Genomic DNA, 17227 nt, shown 5'->3' with positions numbered 1-17227 from the left:
CAAATACCTCCGGGGAGCGCGAGGGGCGGCGCCCCTCGCCCTATCTTCCGGCCCGGGACGTCAGTGACTGTACGGATCTGCCGCATCGCGCATCCCATCTCCGAGGAAGTTGAACGCCAGCACCGCCACCACGACGAAGCCGCCAGGAATGAACAGCCACGGCGCCTGACTGATCGAGCGGATGTTCTGCGCCTCTTTCAGAAGCACCCCCCACGAGATCGCGGGTGGCTGCAGGCCAAGGCCGAGGAACGAAAGCGAGGTCTCCGCAAGGATCATCAGCGGGATCGCCAGCGTCAGCGAGGCGATGATGTGCGACGTCAGCGAGGGCAGCATGTGCCGCACGATGATCCGCCGTTCGCTGGCACCGTCCAGCCGGGCGGCGATCACGAAATCCTCGTTCTTCATCGCAAGGAAGCGGCCCCGCACCACGCGCCCCAGCTCGGTCCAGCCGACCAGCGACACGATGAGCGTGATGACGAAATACTGCTGGTAGACCGGCCATGACGGCGGCAGCGCGGCGGCCAGGGCCAGCCAGATGGGGATCGTCGGCAGCGACAGCACGAACTCGATCAATCGCTGGATCACCGCGTCGACCCGCCCGCCATAGTACCCCGACGCGCCGCCAAGGGCGATGCCCAGCACCATCGCGATGGCGACACCGACAAGGCCGATCGACATCGAGACACGCGTGCCATAGACGACCCGGCTGAACATGTCGCGGCCCAGCCGGTCGGCGCCGAAGATATAGAAATTGTCGCGCGGTTTCTCGGTCGCCAGCAGGTGCACGTCCCAGTCGAACAGGCCCCACATCCGGTATTCCTCGCCCCGGCCGAACAGGGTGAGATAGGTCTTCTCGCCCGAGGGCACGTAAGTGATCGCCAGCGTGTCGGGGTCGCGTTCGCGGTCCATCTCCCAGACGAAGGGCTTGATGCGCCAGCCGTCGTCGGTGCGGTCGATGAAATGCACCATCTGCGGCGGGTGATAGACGCCGCGGCGGTTCTGCTGCGTCGGATCGTTCGGCGCCACGATCTCGCAGAACAGCGCGATCAGGTACATCAGGCCGATCACCCAAAGCCCGACCATCGCCAGCTTGTGCCGGCGGAACGACCACCAGATTAGCTGCCACTGGCTTGCGATGGCCACGTCGCGGCCACGGTGGCCGGTCGCGCCTGCGATCTCCGGCGTGTCGGCGAGAGGCTCGCCGGAAGGGTCAGTCGTGTCAGTCATATTTCACCCGCGGGTCCAGAAGGACGAGGAGGATGTCAGAGATCAGCATGCCGACCACCGTCAGCGACGACAGCAGCAGCACGAAGGCGCCGGCCAGATACATGTCCTGCGCCAGCAGGGCCTGCAGCATCAGCGGCCCCGCCGTCGGCAGCGACAGCACGATGGCGGTGACGACCGCGCCCGAGACGAGGTTCGGCAGCACCCAGCCGATGGTCGAGATGAACGGGTTCAGCGCGACGCGGACCGGGTATTTCATGATCAGCCAGAATTCGGACAGGCCCTTGGCGCGGGCGGTGTCCACATAGGGCCGATGCAATTCGTCCAGCAGGTTGGCCCGCATGATGCGGATAAGCGATGCGGTGGCCGAGGTGCCCAGCACGATCACCGGCAGCCACAGGTGCGCCACAAGGTCCATGACCTTGGCCCAGCTCCACGGCGCGTTCTTGTATTCGTTCGAGAACAGCCCGCCCACATCGGCGCCGAAGTGCACCACGCCGATATACATCAGCACCAGCGCCAGCAGGAAGTTCGGGGTCGCAAGCCCGATGAAGCCCAGCGTCGTGGCGATGTAGTCGCCCACCGAGTACTTGCGCACCGCAGAGTAGACGCCGATGGGAAAAGCGACGGCCCATGTGAACAGAAGCGTGGCGAACGACAGCGTCACCGTCAGCGCCATGCGGCCCCAGATCAGATCGCTGACCGGCTGGCGCCATTCGAAGGACATGCCGAAGTCGCCCTGCAGCAGGTTGCCGATCCAGCGGAAATATTGGACGTACAGCGGCTTATCGAGACCGAAGCGTTCGCGCAGGTTCTCGATCGACGCCTGGTCCAGCACCTCGTTCGATTCACCCAGCTTGGCGATGTAGGTGGTCAGGTAGTCCCCCGGCGGCGCCTGGATCAGCAGGAAGGCCACGATGGAGACGGCGAAGAGAAACGGGATCATCCAAAAGATCCGCTTCAGGATATAGCGCAACAACATGGTGAGGCTTTCTGCGAATGGTGCGCGCAGGCGCACACCCTACGGTCGGAACGGGGTGTCAGAACGCGGTCGGGCCGCATGTCCCCCGGGTCGTAGGGTGCGCGCTTGGCGCGCACCCCTTGGAAGTTGTAAGACTTATTTCTTCCAGTAGTAGGTCGCAGGAAGCGTCGGCGCCGGGTCGGGATACATCCACGACGCGGGGATCGAGGGCGGTACGTTGCCCAGATCCTTCTTCACCACGCCCACCAGGTTCGGAGCCAGCGAGATGCCGATGATCTCCAGTTCCTCGGCGGCCATCTGGTGAATCTCGCGGAAGATATCCAGCGCCTTCTCCTGATCCGCCTCTTTCTTGAAGGCGTCGTACAGCTCAAGCCGCTTCTTCATCGACTCCGTCGGCTCTTCGCCATCGACGCCGCCCGACAGGTACCAGCGGGTCCACGGGATCGCGAACCACGATGCCTGCGGGTGAACCGCCAGCACGTCGCGCGGGCTGAGGGTCGGATCCAGACCACCGGGCGCGCCCCAGACCATGAAGTCATGCTCGTTGGCTTCCCCGCGCGAGTAGTAGATCGACCGTTCGACCGACGAGATGTTCAGCTCGACGCCGATGTCTTCCCACTGCTCGCTGATGATCTCCAGCGAGTCGCCCCAGTCCGGCTGCTCGATGCCGGTGTACTGAACGTTGAAGGTGAACCGGCGGCCGTCCGACAGAAGGCGATAGCCATCGTCGTCGCGTTCGGCATACCCCGCTTCGTCCAGCAGTTCGTTCGCCCGGTCGGGATCATAGTCGGTGTACTGGGTGCCAAGCTGCTCGTTGTACAGCACGTGGTCCGGACGCGGACCGATCTGCCACGGCTCGCCCTGCCCTTGGTACACGATGTCGATGATCTCTTCGCGGTCGATCGCCAGCGAAAGCGCCTCGCGGACCATCTTGTTGCGGATCATTTCGCGCATCACCGGGTCTTTGTGGGTGTGGTTGAAATGGATCGCCATGGTGTTCGAGTTCGAGTTCACCATGTCCAGGATGTTGATCCCGGCCTTCTCGGCGTTCTCAGCGAACACGGGCTTGTTCGCAAGCCCCGAGATGCGGCGGCGCTGCATGTCGATGTTGCCGGCAATCGCTTCAAGAACAAGGGTTTCGTTGTCCTGCGCGACGTTCTGCTCGACCGTGTCGATGTAGGGCAGCTGGTTGCCGTCGGTGTCGACCTGCCAGAAGTAGGGGTTGCGCTCCATCACCACTTGGGTGGCGCCGGCGTTGTACTCGCCGCCCTCGACGACGACCCACGGATCAAGCGTCGGACGCTCGGCGTTGGCCCAGCGGTTCGGCGCCTCGACCTCGCCGCACTTCAGGCGGAACAGGGCCGGCCAGTCTTCTACGGCCTCGGTCTCTTCGACCATCGACTGCACGTCGTCGTTGTAGTCGGGGTGGAACTGCGCGCAGTAATGCTTGGCCCACAGGACCGGCTCCTGCGCTAGCGGGGTCGCCAGCTCTGTCAGGAACGTGCCGTAGGGCGCCGCGAACTTCAGCGTGACGGTATAGTCGTCCACCTTCTCGGCGGTCATCGCCTCGCCGTTGACCACGAAGCGCGCGGGCGGGTTCGGAAAGAACTCTTCGTTGTGCAGCAGGTCTTCCACGAAGAACATGATGTCATCCGCGGTGAACGGCTCGCCGTCCGACCACTTCATGCCCTCGCGCAGATGGAAGGTGAATTCCGAGCCGTCCTCGTTGACGTCCCAGCCTTCCGCGATATTCGGAACCACTTCCGAAAAGTCCGGCGCCCAGCGCGTCAGGCCCTGCGGGCCGACGAAACGCAGGATCGAGTTGTGGTCGTTCGACCCGCCCAGCACGCGGCGGATCTTGCCGCCATAGGTGCCCACGGCCTCGAACGGCGTCACGACCTCGGGGCTTTCCGGCAGCCGTTCCTCCACCGGCGGCAGGTCCCCGGCCGCGACACGCTCTGCCAGAGCGGGGGCCTCTTGATACGCAAGCGCCGACAGGGGGCCCAGCATCACGCCAAGCGCCGTACCGGCAAACGTCAACGGGCGCAGTCCGCGCCAGAATACTGTCATCAGATTTTCCTCCCTTTGCCGGGACTCGTTGATGGTCCCGCCACCTCGAACCGTGCCACCGGTTGTCATCAGTTGTCAAACAATTAAAACGATGCTGTAATGTGGTTGTCAGACCAACCTTGCGCTATGTCCATCGCGGGGAGGTCACGCAACAGCGGGACATACAAGTGAACGACACCAGCGACAGGACGGCGCAAGACGCCCGTGATCTCTTGCGGGATGCCACCCGCGAGAGTGGCGCGGGCGCAGGGGCAAGGCTGGAAGAACAGATTTATCATGCGCTTCTGGATCGCATCCAGTCGGGCACCTACGCGCTTGGCCAGCGGCTTCCGCCCGAGATGGAGCTGTCGTCCGAATTCGGCGTGTCGCGCCCGGTGGTCCGGGCCGCGCTGGCGCGTCTGCGCGATGCCGGGCTGGTCACGTCGCGGCGCGGGGCGGGCAGTTTTGTCAGTTCCGGCGAGGCCGAGGTCGAGGGTGGGTTCACGCCCATCGGGTCGATCGACGACATGACCGCCTTCTTCGACTACCGCCGCATGATCGAGACACGGACCGCCGCAATCGCGGCCACCCGCGCGACGGCAGAGGACCTTGCCGATCTGCGGCAGCGGCTGGCGAAGATGGACAAGGACATCGAATCCGGGATTGCCACGGTCGAGCAGGACGTGAACTTTCACATCCGCATCGCCGAGATCGCGAACAACAGGTTCCTGCTGGAGACGCTGCACATGCTGCGCCCGCACACCCTGTTCATGGGCCATTTCCTGCGGCGGCTGTCGGCGTCTGGCTATGCGCGCGGCAAGGCCGGGATGCGGAACGAACACTACGGAATCGTCGACGCGCTGGAAGCGGGCGACAGCCCGGCGGCGGAACGGGCGATGGAACAACACCTCGCCGCCTCGCGCGAGAGGATATTCAAGGGAGTCTAGGGAGGATACATGCAGGTAGAATGCGTGGTGCCAAGCCGTTCGCAGCTTGGCGAGGGTGCCGTGTGGGATGATCGCGGCCAAGCCCTGTGGTGGGTCGACATCAAGGCGGGCCTCATTCACCGGACCCGCGAGGACGGCAGCAACGGCACCACCGACTTCGGCGAGCCGGTGGGCTGCTTCGCGATCCGCGAAGGCGGCGGGCTGGTGGTGGCCGCGAAAAGCGGGTTCTGGCTGTTCGACCCGGACACCGGCGAGAAGTCGGCCCTGTCCGACCCCGAAGCGCACCTGCCCGGCAACCGGTTCAACGACGGCACGACGGACATGCAGGGCCGGTTCTGGGCGGGCACGATGAAGGACGACGGCGGCCCGCCCGCCCCGCAAGGCAGCTTCTATCGGATGGACACGGACTTTTCGGTCACGAAGTGGAAGGACGGCATCTACACCACCAACGGCCTCGCCTTCTCGCCCGATGGCCGCACGATGTACTTCTCGGATTCGAACCCCGACGTGCGCACGATCTGGGCCGCCGACTATGACACCGACACCGGCACGCCCGGCGACCCGCGCGTGTTCTTCGACACCCGCGCCGTGCCCGGGCGGCCCGACGGCGGCACGGTCGACGCGGACGGCTGCTATTGGCAGGCTGGCGTCGGCGGCTGGCAGTTGTATCGCATCACGCCGGACGGAAAGGTCGACATGACCATCGACATGCCGGTGGAACGCCCGACCAAGCCGATGTGGGGCGGGTCGAACCTCGACATCCTCTATGTCACCTCGATCGGCGCGGCGGACGACCCGAAACAGCCCGAGGCCGGCAGCCTGTTCGCTGTCACCGGCACCGGCTGTCAGGGCGTGCCGCAGGCCCGCTTTCCGGGCTGACCGCTCCCCCGGGGGCTTCTTCTCTTCCGAAGTACCTCGGGGGGCGCGCAAAGCGCGCGGGGGCAGAGCCCCCTCCGCCCTCGCCACCCGCACGGCACGTTGCCACACGACCCACACCGAAAGGCATTTCCCGATGACGACCACCGGCCCTTTGAAAATAACCGGCCTTCGCAGCTACATGTCCGCCGACCGCGACCGCCCCCGCGTGCTGGTGGCCCTCGACACCGACGCGGGCGTCACCGGCTGGGGCGAGTGCTATAACCACGGCCCCGACCGCGCCCTGCCGCCGCTGCTGGACTATCTCTACCTTCAGATCGAGGGCGAGGACGCCACCCGCATCGAGCGGCTGATCCTCAAGCTGTTGCAGCAGTCGCGATTTCCGCCCGGCGCGATGGGACTGGCCGCGATCTCGGCCATCGACCACGCCTTGTGGGACCTGAACGCGAAGGCGCTTGGCGTGCCGGTCTACCAGTTGCTGGGCGGCCATGTGCGCGATCGGGTGCGGGTCTATCTTGGCGTCTACTCGGCCCCGGAACCCGAAGACATCCGCGACTTCTGCGCGGCGAAGAACGAAGAATACGGCCTGACCGCCTTCAAGCTGTCGCCCTACCGCAACGACATCCATGCCGAACCTTGGGGCAAGGTGCTGAAGGCCACCGGTGACTGGGTCGAGAAGACCGCCGCGCTGTGCCCCGACTTCGAATTCGCCTACGACGCCCATGCCAAGCTGTGGGAGCCGTGGCAGGCCGCGCAACTGGGCGACGTTCTGGCCCCGCATCATCCGCTGTTCTACGAAGAACCGATGCGCCCCGAGAATATCGACGCATGGGGCGCCCTGAAGCGGCAGTTGAAAGTGCCGCTGGCCACGGGTGAGTCCCTCTACAACCGCTGGGAGTTCCTACGCCTCCTGCAGGCCGGGGGCGCCGACATTGTGCAGCCCGACATCTGCGTAGTCGGCGGTCTGTACGAAATGCGCAAGATCGCGACGCTGGCCGAGGCATTCTACGTCAACGTGGCGCCGCACAACCCGATGGGGCCGCTGGCCACGGCGGTGAACCTGCACTTCTCGGCCGCCTGCCCCAACTTCAAGATCCTCGAATACCGCCTGCCGCACGGTGCGGCGTACACCGGGCACGGGCTGTCGGACAGCGACGAGAATGCGGCCTACGTCAAGGACCCGTATCTTCCGGTGGATGGCCACCTAGAGCTGCGTCCCGACCGACCGGGCTGGGGCGTCGAGATCGACGAGGATTACCTGAAGACCGACCGCTACGTGCACTGGGAACGCAAGCTGCCGACGCGCCCCGACGGCTCTATCGCGTTCCCATGACGCCCGACGCCCTTCGCACGCGCCTGCAACGGCTGACCGGCTGGGATCCCCGCCCCGCCGCTGCGGTGTCGCGCAAGGACGCCGCGCCCGAGGCCGGGCATCCCGTCGAGACGCTTGTATTGCGGGGACCGCGCGGGCCGATGCCCGCTACCCTGATCCGGCCCGAGACAGCGGGCCCCCTGCCCGCCGTGCTGTACTGCCATGCGCACGGCGGCGACTATCGGCTGGGTCGGCGCGAGATGCTGGAGGGCAGCCGCTTTCTGCACACGCCGGGCTACGGCATCGCACTGGCCAACGCCGGGTTCGCCGCGCTGTGCGTCGACATGACCGGCTTCGGCGACCGCCGGGACGAGGGCGACGAGAACGACATGGCCAAGGCCCTGTTCTGGCGCGGTGAAAGCCTGTTCGGCCATATGCTGAACGACCTCGGCGCGGCGTTCGGCTACCTCGCCGAGCGGCCCGACGTGGACGCCGCGCGGATCTTCACGCTGGGGCTGTCGATGGGCGCGGCGCATGCCTATTGGCTGGCCGCGCTGGAACCACGCGTCGCGGGTTGCGCCCACCTGTGCATGCTGGCCGACATCGGGCCGATGATCGACGCAGGCGCCCACGCGCGTCACGGATTCTACCTGTCGGTGCCGGGCCTGCTGCCGCTGGCCGAGACCGGCGACATCGCCGGGCTGATCGCACCCCGCCCGCAATTCGCCTGCCACGGCGGCACCGACCACCTGACCCCGCCCGCCGCGCGCGATACCGCCCTTGCCCGGCTGCGGGCGGCCTATGCCGGACATGACGACCGGCTGACCTGCGCCATCGACCCCGCCGCCGGTCATGGCGAGACGGCGCCCATGCGGGTCGCCGTTCTGGATTTCCTTGCCCAAGCCGCCGCGCGCGGGCACCAAGACTTCGGATAGGTCGGCGCCGCGCCGTGCTGGGCCCAAGACATCACCAAAGATCGAACGAACAAGGGAGAGAGACATGATGAAACGACTGCTGATCACCGGCGCCGGTGGCAACCTCGGCCGCCAGATGCGCGCCCGGCTGGGCGATCTGGCCGAGATCGTGCGGCTGGCCGACCGTGGCAACATGGAGCCCGCGGGCGAGAACGAAGAAGTCGTGACCTGCGATCTCGGCGACGCCGAGGCGGTCTCGAAGATGGTCGAGGGCTGCGACGCCATCGTCCACTTCGGCGGCCAGCCGGTCGAAGCGCCATGGAGCGTCGTGAAGAACGCCAACATCGACGGGATGTACAACCTGTACGAGGCTTGCCGCATCCACGGCTGCAACCGCGTCGTCTTCGCCAGTTCGAACCACGCGGTTGGCTTCTTCCGGCAGGACGAGGTGATCGACAACACGATCTACCCCAAGCCCGACGGCCTGTACGGCGTGTCCAAGGTGTTCGGCGAGATGATCGCGTCGATGTACTTCCACAAGTTCGGGATCGAGACCGCGTCGGTCAGGATCGGCTCGTGCTTTCCGGAACCGTCGAACCACCGGGCGCTGTCGACGTGGCTTAGCTTCGATGATCTCGAACGTCTGATCCGCCGCTGTCTTGATGTGCCGAAGCTCGGCTGCCCGGTGATCTACGGCAACTCTGCCAACACGGCGAACTTCTGGGACAATTCCAAGGTTGCATGGCTTGGCTGGAAACCGCAGGACAACGCCGAGGACTACCGCGCCGAGGTCGACGCCGCCCGCGAGAAACCGGCGGCGGATGCGCCCGACGTGGTCTATCAGGGCGGCGGCTTCACGGCCGACGGCATACACCAAGAGTAAGGGACGGACATGAGCGACGACTGGATCGCGGTCGACTGGGGCACCAGCCACCTGAGGGCATGGGCGATGACGGGGCCGGAGATCCGCGCCTCGGCCCACAGCGACGACGGCATGGGCCGCCTGTCGCCCGAGGCCTTCGAACCGGCGCTGCTGGCGCTGGTCGAAGCCTGGCTTCGCCCCGACGGCGCGACGCCGGTCGTCGCCTGCGGCATGGTGGGCGCCCGGCAGGGCTGGGTCGAGGCGCCCTACCGCGCCGTGCCCTGCGCCCCCGCCGGTGGAAACGGAATGATCCGCGCGCTGGTCCACGACGACCGGCTCGACGTGCGCATCATCCCCGGACTGTCACAGGCGTCACCCGCCGACGTCATGCGCGGCGAGGAAACCCAGATCGCCGGCTTCGTCGCGGCCAATCCGGATTTCGACGGCATCCTCTGCCTGCCCGGAACCCACACCAAGTGGGCCCACATCAGCGCGAAAGAGATCGTCAGCTTCCGCACCTTCATGTCGGGCGAGATCTTCGCGCTGATCGCCGGCCAGTCCGTCCTGCGCCACAGCGTGACGACCGACGGTTTCGACGACGACGCCTTCCTCGAAGCGGTGTCGGAATCGCTCTCCCGTCCGGAAAGCTTCGCCGCCCGCGCCTTTTGCCTGCGTGCCGGCAGCCTGCTGGACGGCCTGGCCGCCGAAACCGCCCGCGCGCGGCTGTCGGGCTGGCTGATCGGCATGGAACTGGCCGCCGCCCGCGCCTATTGGCTGGGCCAGCCCGTTGTCCTGATCGGCGCACCGGCGCTGTCGGGGCTCTACGCGAAAGCCCTGCAGGCGCAGGGCCTGACCCCGGTCACGGCAGACGGCGACGCGATGACCCTCGCAGGGCTCGCCGCGGCGCATCTCGGGGTCTGAACAAGGGGGCTCCGCCCCCGCCGCGCCTTCGGCGCGTCTCCCCCGAGGTATTTCCCAAGAGAAGAAGGCCGTCGCGCATTTGCTTCTTCTCTTTCCAAGTACCTCGGGGGAGTCGCGAAGCGACGGGGGCAGCGCCCCCTGCTACAGCGCCGTCCCGCCGGTCCGTTCGACCCAATGCGCCCGACGCTCCTTGGATAGCCGCTCGCGGGCCATAGGCGAGATATCTTCGTCGAAGCGCTCCAACACCTCGAACTTCATCTCGCCGCGGTAGGCCGCCTGCAGCGCCGGGGGCCGCGCGCCGCCTGTTTTCAACGTGAAGCGCAGGCGGCGTTCCGCCGCCCCGAGCCGCAGGGTCGCGCCGATCCAGACGCCGGTGCCCACACGCACCGCGTAGATGCCCGCATCCGGCGGCGTGTCCTTCCATTGTGTCTTTATAGTCCGACGGTCCACGGCCCTGCCTTCCTTCGACGATTCATTTTTACCCGGGTTCTATTGACATATTTTTGCCCGGGTGTAAAAGCACATTATGGAACTGACCGTATTCGAAGACGCGCGCCTGCTGGCGCGGGGGACGGTGGCCGACGTCGCCGCCAAGATGCAGAGCGCCGTGGCGCGCGGCGGCAGCGTGCTGGCGTTCGACGACGCCACCGGCAAGGTCGTCGATCTCGACCTGCGCGGCACACCGCAGGAGGTGGCCGCGCGGCATGCCGAGGCGCCCGCGCGGCGGGGGCGGCCGAAGCTGGGTGTGAAGGCGCGCGAGGTGACGCTGCTGCCGCGCCACTGGGACTGGCTGTCGGGCCAGCGTGGCGGGGCCTCTGCCACGCTGCGGCGGCTGGTCGAACAGGCGATGCGCGCCGAGTCCGCGACCTCCCGCCAGGCGCAAGACGCGGCCTATAGCGCGGCCACCGCGCTTGCCGGGGACCGTCCAGGCTATGAAGAGGCGATGCGCGCCTTGTTCGCCGGTGACACCGCCGGGATGCAGGTGCACATGGCCGCGTGGCCCGAGGATATTCGCGACTATGTCGGTCGCCTTCTGAAGGCGACGCCCGCCTGAGCCCGGGCGATGGACAGTCGTGGCCTTGCTCCCTACAGATGGCGTCAATGTTCATTTCAGGGAGGCAATCATGAACGACGCACCGACCTACGGTTTCGACACGCTGCAGATCCACGCGGGCGCGCGCCCCGACCCGGCGACCGGCGCCCGTCAGACCCCGATCTACCAGACCACATCCTACGTGTTCCGCGACGCCGACCATGCGGCCGCCCTGTTCAACCTGCAGGAAGTCGGCTTCATCTATTCGCGCCTGACCAACCCGACCATCGCCGTGCTGCAGGAACGCATCGCCACGCTGGAAGGCGGGGCTGGCGCGGTGTGCTGTTCGTCCGGCCACGCGGCGCAGATCATGGCGCTGTTCCCGCTGATGGGGCCGGGCCGCAACGTCGTCGCCTCGACCCGGCTGTATGGCGGGACCGTTACCCAGTTCAGCCAGACCATCAAACGGTTCGGCTGGTCGGCGAAGTTCGTGGACACCGACGATCTGGACGCCGTGAAGGCCGCCATCGACGAGGACACGCGCGCGGTGTTCTGCGAATCCGTCGCCAACCCCGGCGGCTACGTCACCGACATCGAGGCGCTGGCCAGCATCGCGGACGCGGCCGGGCTGCCCCTGATCGTCGACAACACCTCGGCCACGCCGTACCTGTGCCGCCCGATCGAGCACGGCGCGACGCTGGTCGTGCATTCGACGACCAAGTACCTGACCGGCAACGGGACCGTCACCGGCGGCGCAATCGTGGATTCAGGCCGGTTCGACTGGACCGCCTCGGACAAGTTCCCGTCGCTGTCGCAGCCGGAACCCGCCTATCACGGCCTGAAATTCGCCGAGACCTTCGGACCGCTGGCGTTCACGTTCCACGGCATCGCCATCGGTCTGCGTGACCTTGGCATGACGATGAACCCGCAGGCCGCGCATTACACGCTGATGGGGATCGAGACCCTGTCGCTGCGGATGGAACGGCACGTCGCCAACGCCAAGAAAATCGCGACTTGGCTGGAAGGTCACGACGCGATCGAGGCGGTGACCTATGCCGGGCTGGACAGTTCTCCGTACGCGGACCGCGTGAAGCGGCTGTATCCGAAAGGCGCCGGCGCGCTGTTCACGGTGGCGCTGAAGGGCGGCTACGACGCTTGCGTCAAACTGGTCGACAGCCTCGAGCTGTTCAGCCATGTCGCCAACCTTGGCGATACGCGCAGCCTTGTGATCCACTCGGCCTCGACCACGCACCGCCAGTTGTCCGAAGAACAGCAGGTGGCCGCGGGGGCCGCGCCGAACGTGGTGCGGCTGTCCATCGGTATCGAGGATGCGGACGACCTGATCCGCGACCTGGACCAAGGGCTGGCGAAAGCTTCGGCCTGATCCAAAAGCGCGCCGGTTCGCCGGCGCGCGTTCACATTTCATTGGTCTGCGCCCCATACGGGCTAGCTGGTCTGTCAGGCCGCCCCAATCCGGGATGGCCAAGCGCCCAAGGGGAAGCAGAATGCCCGCCACTGCGATCGTGACCGGAGCGTCCTCCGGTCTTGGACAAGAATTCGCAAGGATCCACGCCGCCACCGGCGGCCGGGTGATCCTGACCGCGCGGCGCGAGCCGGAGTTGCTGGCGCTGAAGCAGGAACTTGAGGACCGGCACGGGACCGAGGTCCATGTCTTTCCGGCTGACCTTGGTCAGCCCGGCGCGGCGGAAGAGCTGTACGCCGCAGTGCGCGCGGCGGGGCTGGCCCCTGAGATACTGATAAACAACGCTGGGTTCGGCGGACAGGGCAAGTTCGTCGAACGCGACCTGTCGCGGCACCTTGCGATGGTCGACGTGAACATCAAGGCGCTGATGGTCCTGACCTACCTATTTGGCCGTGACATGGCTGGGCGCGGCGCAGGCCGCATCCTGAACGTCGGGTCGACGGCAGGCTTCCTGCCCGGGCCGCAACAGGCGGCCTACTTCGCCAGCAAGGCCTTCGTGAACTCGTTCTCGCAGGCGATCGACCAAGAGCTGCGCCCGCGCGGCGTGACCTGCACCGTGCTGGCGCCGGGCTATGTCGAGACGGGGTTCGCCTCGGCCGCCGATATGGAGGGCACCGCGATGGTGAAGGCGGGCGGCGCCGACGCCCCCACCGTTGCGAAGATGGGCTATGACGCGATGATGGAAGGCCGGTTGGTGAAGATCAATTCCGCCGCGCTGAACTTTGCCCTGACCTGGATCGTGCCGCTGTTGCCGCGCCGCATGGTGCTGCGGCTGGCGGAACGGACCCAGTCGAAATAACGCGCCGGCCCTGCCCGCCCGGATAAAGGCTTCTTCAACGAAGATCGCCTAGACCGGGGCCGAGGACAGGCACCATGACCCAATCGGCACATGCGGCGATCCGATTGCCGGTCGCCTTCATAGAAGAGCTTTCGCGCGCGGACAGTATCGAACAGGTGCTGTCCGTGTCCGCGGCTTGGTTGCCCAGACTGATCGAGTCGGATCGCTCCAAGCTGAGCTTTATCGACGACGGGCGGCTTGTCGCCCGCAGCTTCCGCCGTGACGGGGTCCACGATCTTGACGCCGACCCTGTGCCCCTGACGCAAGGCTCGCCCCGTGCGCGGGTGCTTGAAAGCGGCGAGGTGCTTCAGATCGGCCGCGCGGCGCTGGGCCGCGAACCGGACCCCGCGATGCGTCACCTGTATGAACAGGGGTACGGGCGTGTCCTGATGGCCCCGATGCGCAGCGGGAGTGAGACCGTGGGCGTCGTCGGGCTGGTGCGCCGGTCGCGGGAACGCTTTTCCGACCTGCAGGTCCGGCACGTCGTGGCCGCGGCGCGCTGGATCGGTGCGCAGGCGCGGCTGATGCAGCAGTTGCGCCGCAACGCCCGCATGGCAGAGACCGATCCATTGACGGGGCTGGCCAACCGCAACCGGCTGATGCGTGTGCTTGACACGCCGCAGGCGCTGCATGCGCCCGACAGCCAAGGCCGCATCATCGGCGTGCTTCACGTCGATCTCGACCACTTCAAGGACACCAACGACCGCTTGGGGCACGCCGCCGGCGACGCCGCGCTGTGCCATGCCGCCCGCGTCATGCGCGAGACCGCGGGGCCGGCGGATGTCGTCGCGCGGATCGGCGGGGACGAATTCCTGATCGTGACCCGGTCGGATCGCCACGGGGGCGACATCGCCGCCTTGGCCGAAAACCTGTCGACGGCGCTGGCGGCGCCGATGCCGTGGGGCGACACGTCAATCGCCTGCCCGGCCAGCATCGGAACCGCGCTGGCCGCGCCCGGCGACGGCTCTGCCGAGCGGCTGATCGCCAATGCCGACCTTGCACTTTACGAGGTGAAGCGCCGGGGCCGGCGCGGCGTACAGGCCTTCACGCCCCGGATGCGGGCCGAGGCCGAGGCGCGGCGCACCCTGCATGCGGAACTGCGCGCCGCCGTCGACACCGAAAGCTTCGAGCCGCATTTCCAGCCGATCGTCGAAGTTGCCACGAACGAGGTCGTCGGGCTGGAGGTGCTGGCGCGCTGGCCGCACCCGACGCGGGGCCTGCTGTCACCAGAGGCGTTTCTGGACGCTGCGGCCGAGATCGGGCTGTCGGGGCACATGGATGCGATCGTCCGGTCGAAAGGTCTTGCCGCCACCGCCCAACTGCGCGCGCTTGGTTGCACCCGGCCGGTGATGTCCGTGAACCTGTCGGCGGAAACGCTGGCCGAACCCGACCTTGTCGACCTGCTTTTGTGGGAGGTCATGGGTCACGGTCTGGCCCCGTCTGACCTGACGCTTGAAATCAGCGAGACAGAGATCGCGACCGACGCCGAAGGCGTGGTGGAAGCGGCTGTGAAGACGCTGACGAACCGGGGGTTCGGCGTCGCCATCGACGATTTCGGCACCGGCCACGCCGCCCTGCCCAAGATGCGGCGACTGGAGGTCAGCGGCCTGAACATGGCGCCCGCGATGACCGCCTACCTGTCGGACGCCAGCACCGAGGCGATCCTGCGGGCGGTCCAGACGATTGCTGAAGAACTGCGCCTGTCCGTCACCGCCAAGGCGGTCGAGACGGACGCGGCATTGACGCGCTTGCGGGGGTTGCGATGCGACCGCGCGCAGGGCTTCGCGATTTCGGGGCCGCTGCCTTTTCCAGAGCTTCTGAAGTTCCTCGGTCAGGCAACGCCCGCGAACGACACGTTGCGCATGGCCTGATGCGGACCGCTTAGCTGTCGCCGAACCAGAAGCGGTCAAGATCCTCGACAAGACGCCTGCGCGCATCGGGGCCTTCCATCATGACCTCGTGCTCGCCAGCCTCGACCATCTGCAACCGCCCCTTGGGCCACATCGCCATCCGGGCGTGGACCGCCGCCGTGTCGACGATCCTTTCGTTCGTGCCAAGGAAGGTCAGGCACGGCAGGTCCGGCGAGGGTTGCCGCGCAAGGCGCCGCGTCTCGATCAACGCCTCGTACAGCCAGTGCAGGCTTGGCCCGCCAAGCGCGAGATCCGGGTGCGCGCGCAGTTGCTCGGTCATGTACTCGAACATCCCGGGGTCAGTGGTCAGCAGGTTGTCCTCGAACATCGCGGCGGTGACGTAGGTGTCTGGGCTGGTGCCGGGGACGTAACGATAGCCATGCCCGACCTTCCGCGCGGCCCACGACAGCACCCACGCCACGGGGCGCAGCGACCGGCTGATCTTGATGCCCCACATCGGGCCCGTGAAGACGGCGGCCTTCACCGGCAGATGTTCCAGCACCGCCCGCAGGCCGATACAGCCGCCCATCGAATGCGCGATCAGGAAATAGGGTTCCGGCAGGCCCTGTTCCCGCGCCGTGGACAGCATCGCCGCGACGTCGTGCTGATAGTCGGTAAAGTCGCCGACATGCCCCGTCGCCCGATCCTCAAGCGAGCGGTCGGCCAGCCCCTGACCGCGCCAGTCGATCGCGATGGTGGACAGCCCGATGCTTTCCAGCTCGGACGCCATAATCCCGTATTTTTCGACGTATTCCGTCCGCCCCGGAAACAGCAGAACCGTCCCCCGCGTGCCACCGGGCCAAAGCGCGATGCGCAGACGGGCGCCATCACGGGCGGTCACCCACAGCGCGCGTACGTTATCGGGGCCCTTCGCGACCTCTTGAAAGAACGGCGCCGGGGTCGACATCTCAGCTGAGAACCGCGCCCAGCTGCATCGCCATGCCCATGTCGCCATCGACGCTGAGCTTGCCGGTCATGAACGCGGACGTCGGGTCCATCGCGCCGGACAGGATCGCCTGAAACGTCTCTGCATCCGCGCTGAGCGTGACGTCAGTCTCTTCGTCCGCCGCACGGGCGCCGTCCGAATCAAGCACGATCGAGCCTTCGTCCTCGATCAGGAATTTCGCCTTTCCGTCGAACTCGGAAGTGTCTTTCTCGTTCAGGGCCGCGACAGCGGCGTCGATAACTTCACTCATCGAAAGGCTCCTTCGTTTGTGACCCGCGCGGGGCTCGCTTTTCGCTGCGTCCGCAGTATGCTTCCGTTATGAAAAAATCGATACGGTTCTGCAAATCTGTCGTTGCGGCATATCTTCTCGCCACCGCTCCGGTGCTAGCACAGGATGCGGATGTCGACGGAATGCTTTCTGAACTGGCCAACCCTGAAACGTCCAACTGGATGCAGCTGGAACGCCGGATTCGCACGGAATGGCAGCGGTCCGGGTCGCCGGCGATGGATCTGCTGCTGCAACGCGGGATCGACGCGATGGAGGATCAGGACTGGCGGCTGGCCGTCGATCACTTTACCGCGCTGACCGACCACGCCCCGGACTTCGCCGAGGGCTGGACCAACCGCGCCACCGCCTTCTTCCAGCTGGGTCAACACGGTCCGGCGCTGGAAGACATCGGCCGCGCCCTTGCACTGAACCCGCATCACTTCGACGCGCTGGCCGGTCTTGCCGTCATCCTTGAAGAAATCGGGATGCGCGAGGATGCGCTGGAAGCGTGGCGCATGGTGTCCGAGGTGAACCCGCACCGCCCCGAGACGAAAGCGGCGTTGGATCGGCTGGAACGCGAGTTCGGCGGCCAGACGCTCTGACCCGCCGCAGCCCCCATCGCGGCCCCCGCGCCTATACAAGGACGGCTGGCTGCACTACAT

General features: G+C 66.6%; 17 protein-coding genes. 11 read left to right on the top strand and 6 right to left on the bottom strand.

Annotated elements, in window-relative coordinates; genetic code table 11:
• Positions 1-60: 60 nt before the first annotated feature.
• The 3 genes from P1K30_RS14620 to P1K30_RS14610 form a co-directional block, all read right to left on the bottom strand.
• Complete coding sequence (locus P1K30_RS14620; RefSeq protein ID WP_275633497.1) at positions 61-1227, bottom strand: ABC transporter permease subunit; 1167 nt, start codon at positions 1225-1227, stop codon at positions 61-63.
• Positions 1220-2206, bottom strand: a complete 987-nt coding sequence (locus P1K30_RS14615) for an ABC transporter permease (protein ID WP_275633496.1) — start codon at positions 2204-2206, stop codon at positions 1220-1222. The genes P1K30_RS14620 and P1K30_RS14615 overlap by 8 nt, the downstream gene beginning before the upstream one ends.
• Positions 2207-2341: 135 nt before the next feature.
• Positions 2342-4276, bottom strand: a complete 1935-nt coding sequence (locus P1K30_RS14610) for an ABC transporter substrate-binding protein (protein WP_275633495.1) — start codon at positions 4274-4276, stop codon at positions 2342-2344.
• A 167-nt stretch (positions 4277-4443) separates the two neighbouring features.
• On the opposite strand from P1K30_RS14610, the gene P1K30_RS14605 reads away from it, so the two are divergent.
• From P1K30_RS14605 to P1K30_RS14580, 6 genes are all read left to right on the top strand, one after another.
• Positions 4444-5202: a FadR/GntR family transcriptional regulator gene (locus P1K30_RS14605; protein ID WP_275633494.1), complete on the top strand. Its 759-nt coding sequence runs from the start codon at positions 4444-4446 to the stop codon at positions 5200-5202.
• A gap of 9 nt (positions 5203-5211) precedes the next feature.
• The gene (locus P1K30_RS14600) at positions 5212-6081 is read left to right on the top strand and encodes an SMP-30/gluconolactonase/LRE family protein (RefSeq protein WP_275633493.1); all 870 of its coding nucleotides are present in this window, start codon (positions 5212-5214) and stop codon (positions 6079-6081) included.
• 133 nt (positions 6082-6214) lie between these two features.
• Positions 6215-7411, top strand: a complete 1197-nt coding sequence (locus tag P1K30_RS14595; RefSeq protein WP_275633492.1) for a mandelate racemase/muconate lactonizing enzyme family protein — start codon at positions 6215-6217, stop codon at positions 7409-7411.
• Positions 7408-8325, top strand: a complete 918-nt coding sequence (locus P1K30_RS14590) for an alpha/beta hydrolase family protein (protein WP_275633491.1) — start codon at positions 7408-7410, stop codon at positions 8323-8325. The genes P1K30_RS14595 and P1K30_RS14590 overlap by 4 nt, the downstream gene beginning before the upstream one ends.
• A 64-nt stretch (positions 8326-8389) precedes the next feature.
• The gene (locus tag P1K30_RS14585; protein ID WP_275633490.1) at positions 8390-9187 is read left to right on the top strand and encodes an NAD-dependent epimerase/dehydratase family protein; all 798 of its coding nucleotides are present in this window, start codon (positions 8390-8392) and stop codon (positions 9185-9187) included.
• A 9-nt stretch (positions 9188-9196) separates the two neighbouring features.
• Positions 9197-10087, top strand: a complete 891-nt coding sequence (locus P1K30_RS14580; protein WP_275633489.1) for a 2-dehydro-3-deoxygalactonokinase — start codon at positions 9197-9199, stop codon at positions 10085-10087.
• Positions 10088-10228: 141 nt separating this feature from the next.
• On the opposite strand, the gene P1K30_RS14575 is transcribed toward P1K30_RS14580, so the two are convergent.
• Positions 10229-10537, bottom strand: coding sequence for a GIY-YIG nuclease family protein (locus P1K30_RS14575; protein ID WP_275633488.1), 309 nt, complete (start codon positions 10535-10537; stop codon positions 10229-10231).
• A 76-nt stretch (positions 10538-10613) separates the two neighbouring features.
• On the opposite strand from P1K30_RS14575, the gene P1K30_RS14570 reads away from it, so the two are divergent.
• The 4 genes from P1K30_RS14570 (at position 10614) to P1K30_RS14555 (ending at position 15312) form a co-directional block, all read left to right on the top strand.
• Complete coding sequence (locus tag P1K30_RS14570; RefSeq protein WP_275633487.1) at positions 10614-11141, top strand: DUF2239 family protein; 528 nt, start codon at positions 10614-10616, stop codon at positions 11139-11141.
• 70 nt (positions 11142-11211) lie between these two features.
• A complete protein-coding gene (locus tag P1K30_RS14565) occupies positions 11212-12504 on the top strand; it encodes an O-acetylhomoserine aminocarboxypropyltransferase/cysteine synthase family protein (RefSeq protein WP_275633486.1) in 1293 nt (430 codons plus the stop codon).
• Positions 12505-12625: 121 nt separating this feature from the next.
• Complete coding sequence (locus P1K30_RS14560; protein ID WP_275633485.1) at positions 12626-13402, top strand: SDR family NAD(P)-dependent oxidoreductase; 777 nt, start codon at positions 12626-12628, stop codon at positions 13400-13402.
• A 74-nt stretch (positions 13403-13476) separates the two neighbouring features.
• On the top strand, positions 13477-15312 hold the full coding sequence (locus P1K30_RS14555; RefSeq protein ID WP_275633484.1) for a putative bifunctional diguanylate cyclase/phosphodiesterase: 1836 nt from the start codon (positions 13477-13479) through the stop codon (positions 15310-15312).
• A gap of 10 nt (positions 15313-15322) precedes the next feature.
• Here the strand turns inward: P1K30_RS14555 and P1K30_RS14550 are convergent, their stop codons facing one another.
• Positions 15323-16258 carry an alpha/beta hydrolase gene (locus P1K30_RS14550; RefSeq protein ID WP_275633483.1) on the bottom strand — a complete coding sequence of 312 codons (936 nt, stop codon included), beginning with the start codon at positions 16256-16258 and terminating at the stop codon, positions 15323-15325.
• Position 16259: 1 nt separating this feature from the next.
• Positions 16260-16547, bottom strand: a complete 288-nt coding sequence (locus P1K30_RS14545) for an SCP2 sterol-binding domain-containing protein (RefSeq protein ID WP_275633482.1) — start codon at positions 16545-16547, stop codon at positions 16260-16262.
• A gap of 161 nt (positions 16548-16708) precedes the next feature.
• Here P1K30_RS14545 and P1K30_RS14540 point away from each other — a divergent pair, with 161 nt between their 5' ends.
• Entirely contained in the window at positions 16709-17167 is a 459-nt protein-coding gene (locus P1K30_RS14540) for a tetratricopeptide repeat protein (protein WP_275633481.1), read from the top strand.
• Positions 17168-17227 lie beyond the last annotated feature (60 nt).

The sequence above is a fragment of the Psychromarinibacter halotolerans genome, from assembly GCF_029168315.1.
Lineage (GTDB): Bacteria > Pseudomonadota > Alphaproteobacteria > Rhodobacterales > Rhodobacteraceae > Psychromarinibacter > Psychromarinibacter halotolerans.
Note: the sequence above shows the minus strand (reverse complement) of the source record. Positions and strands in the feature narration are given on the sequence as shown.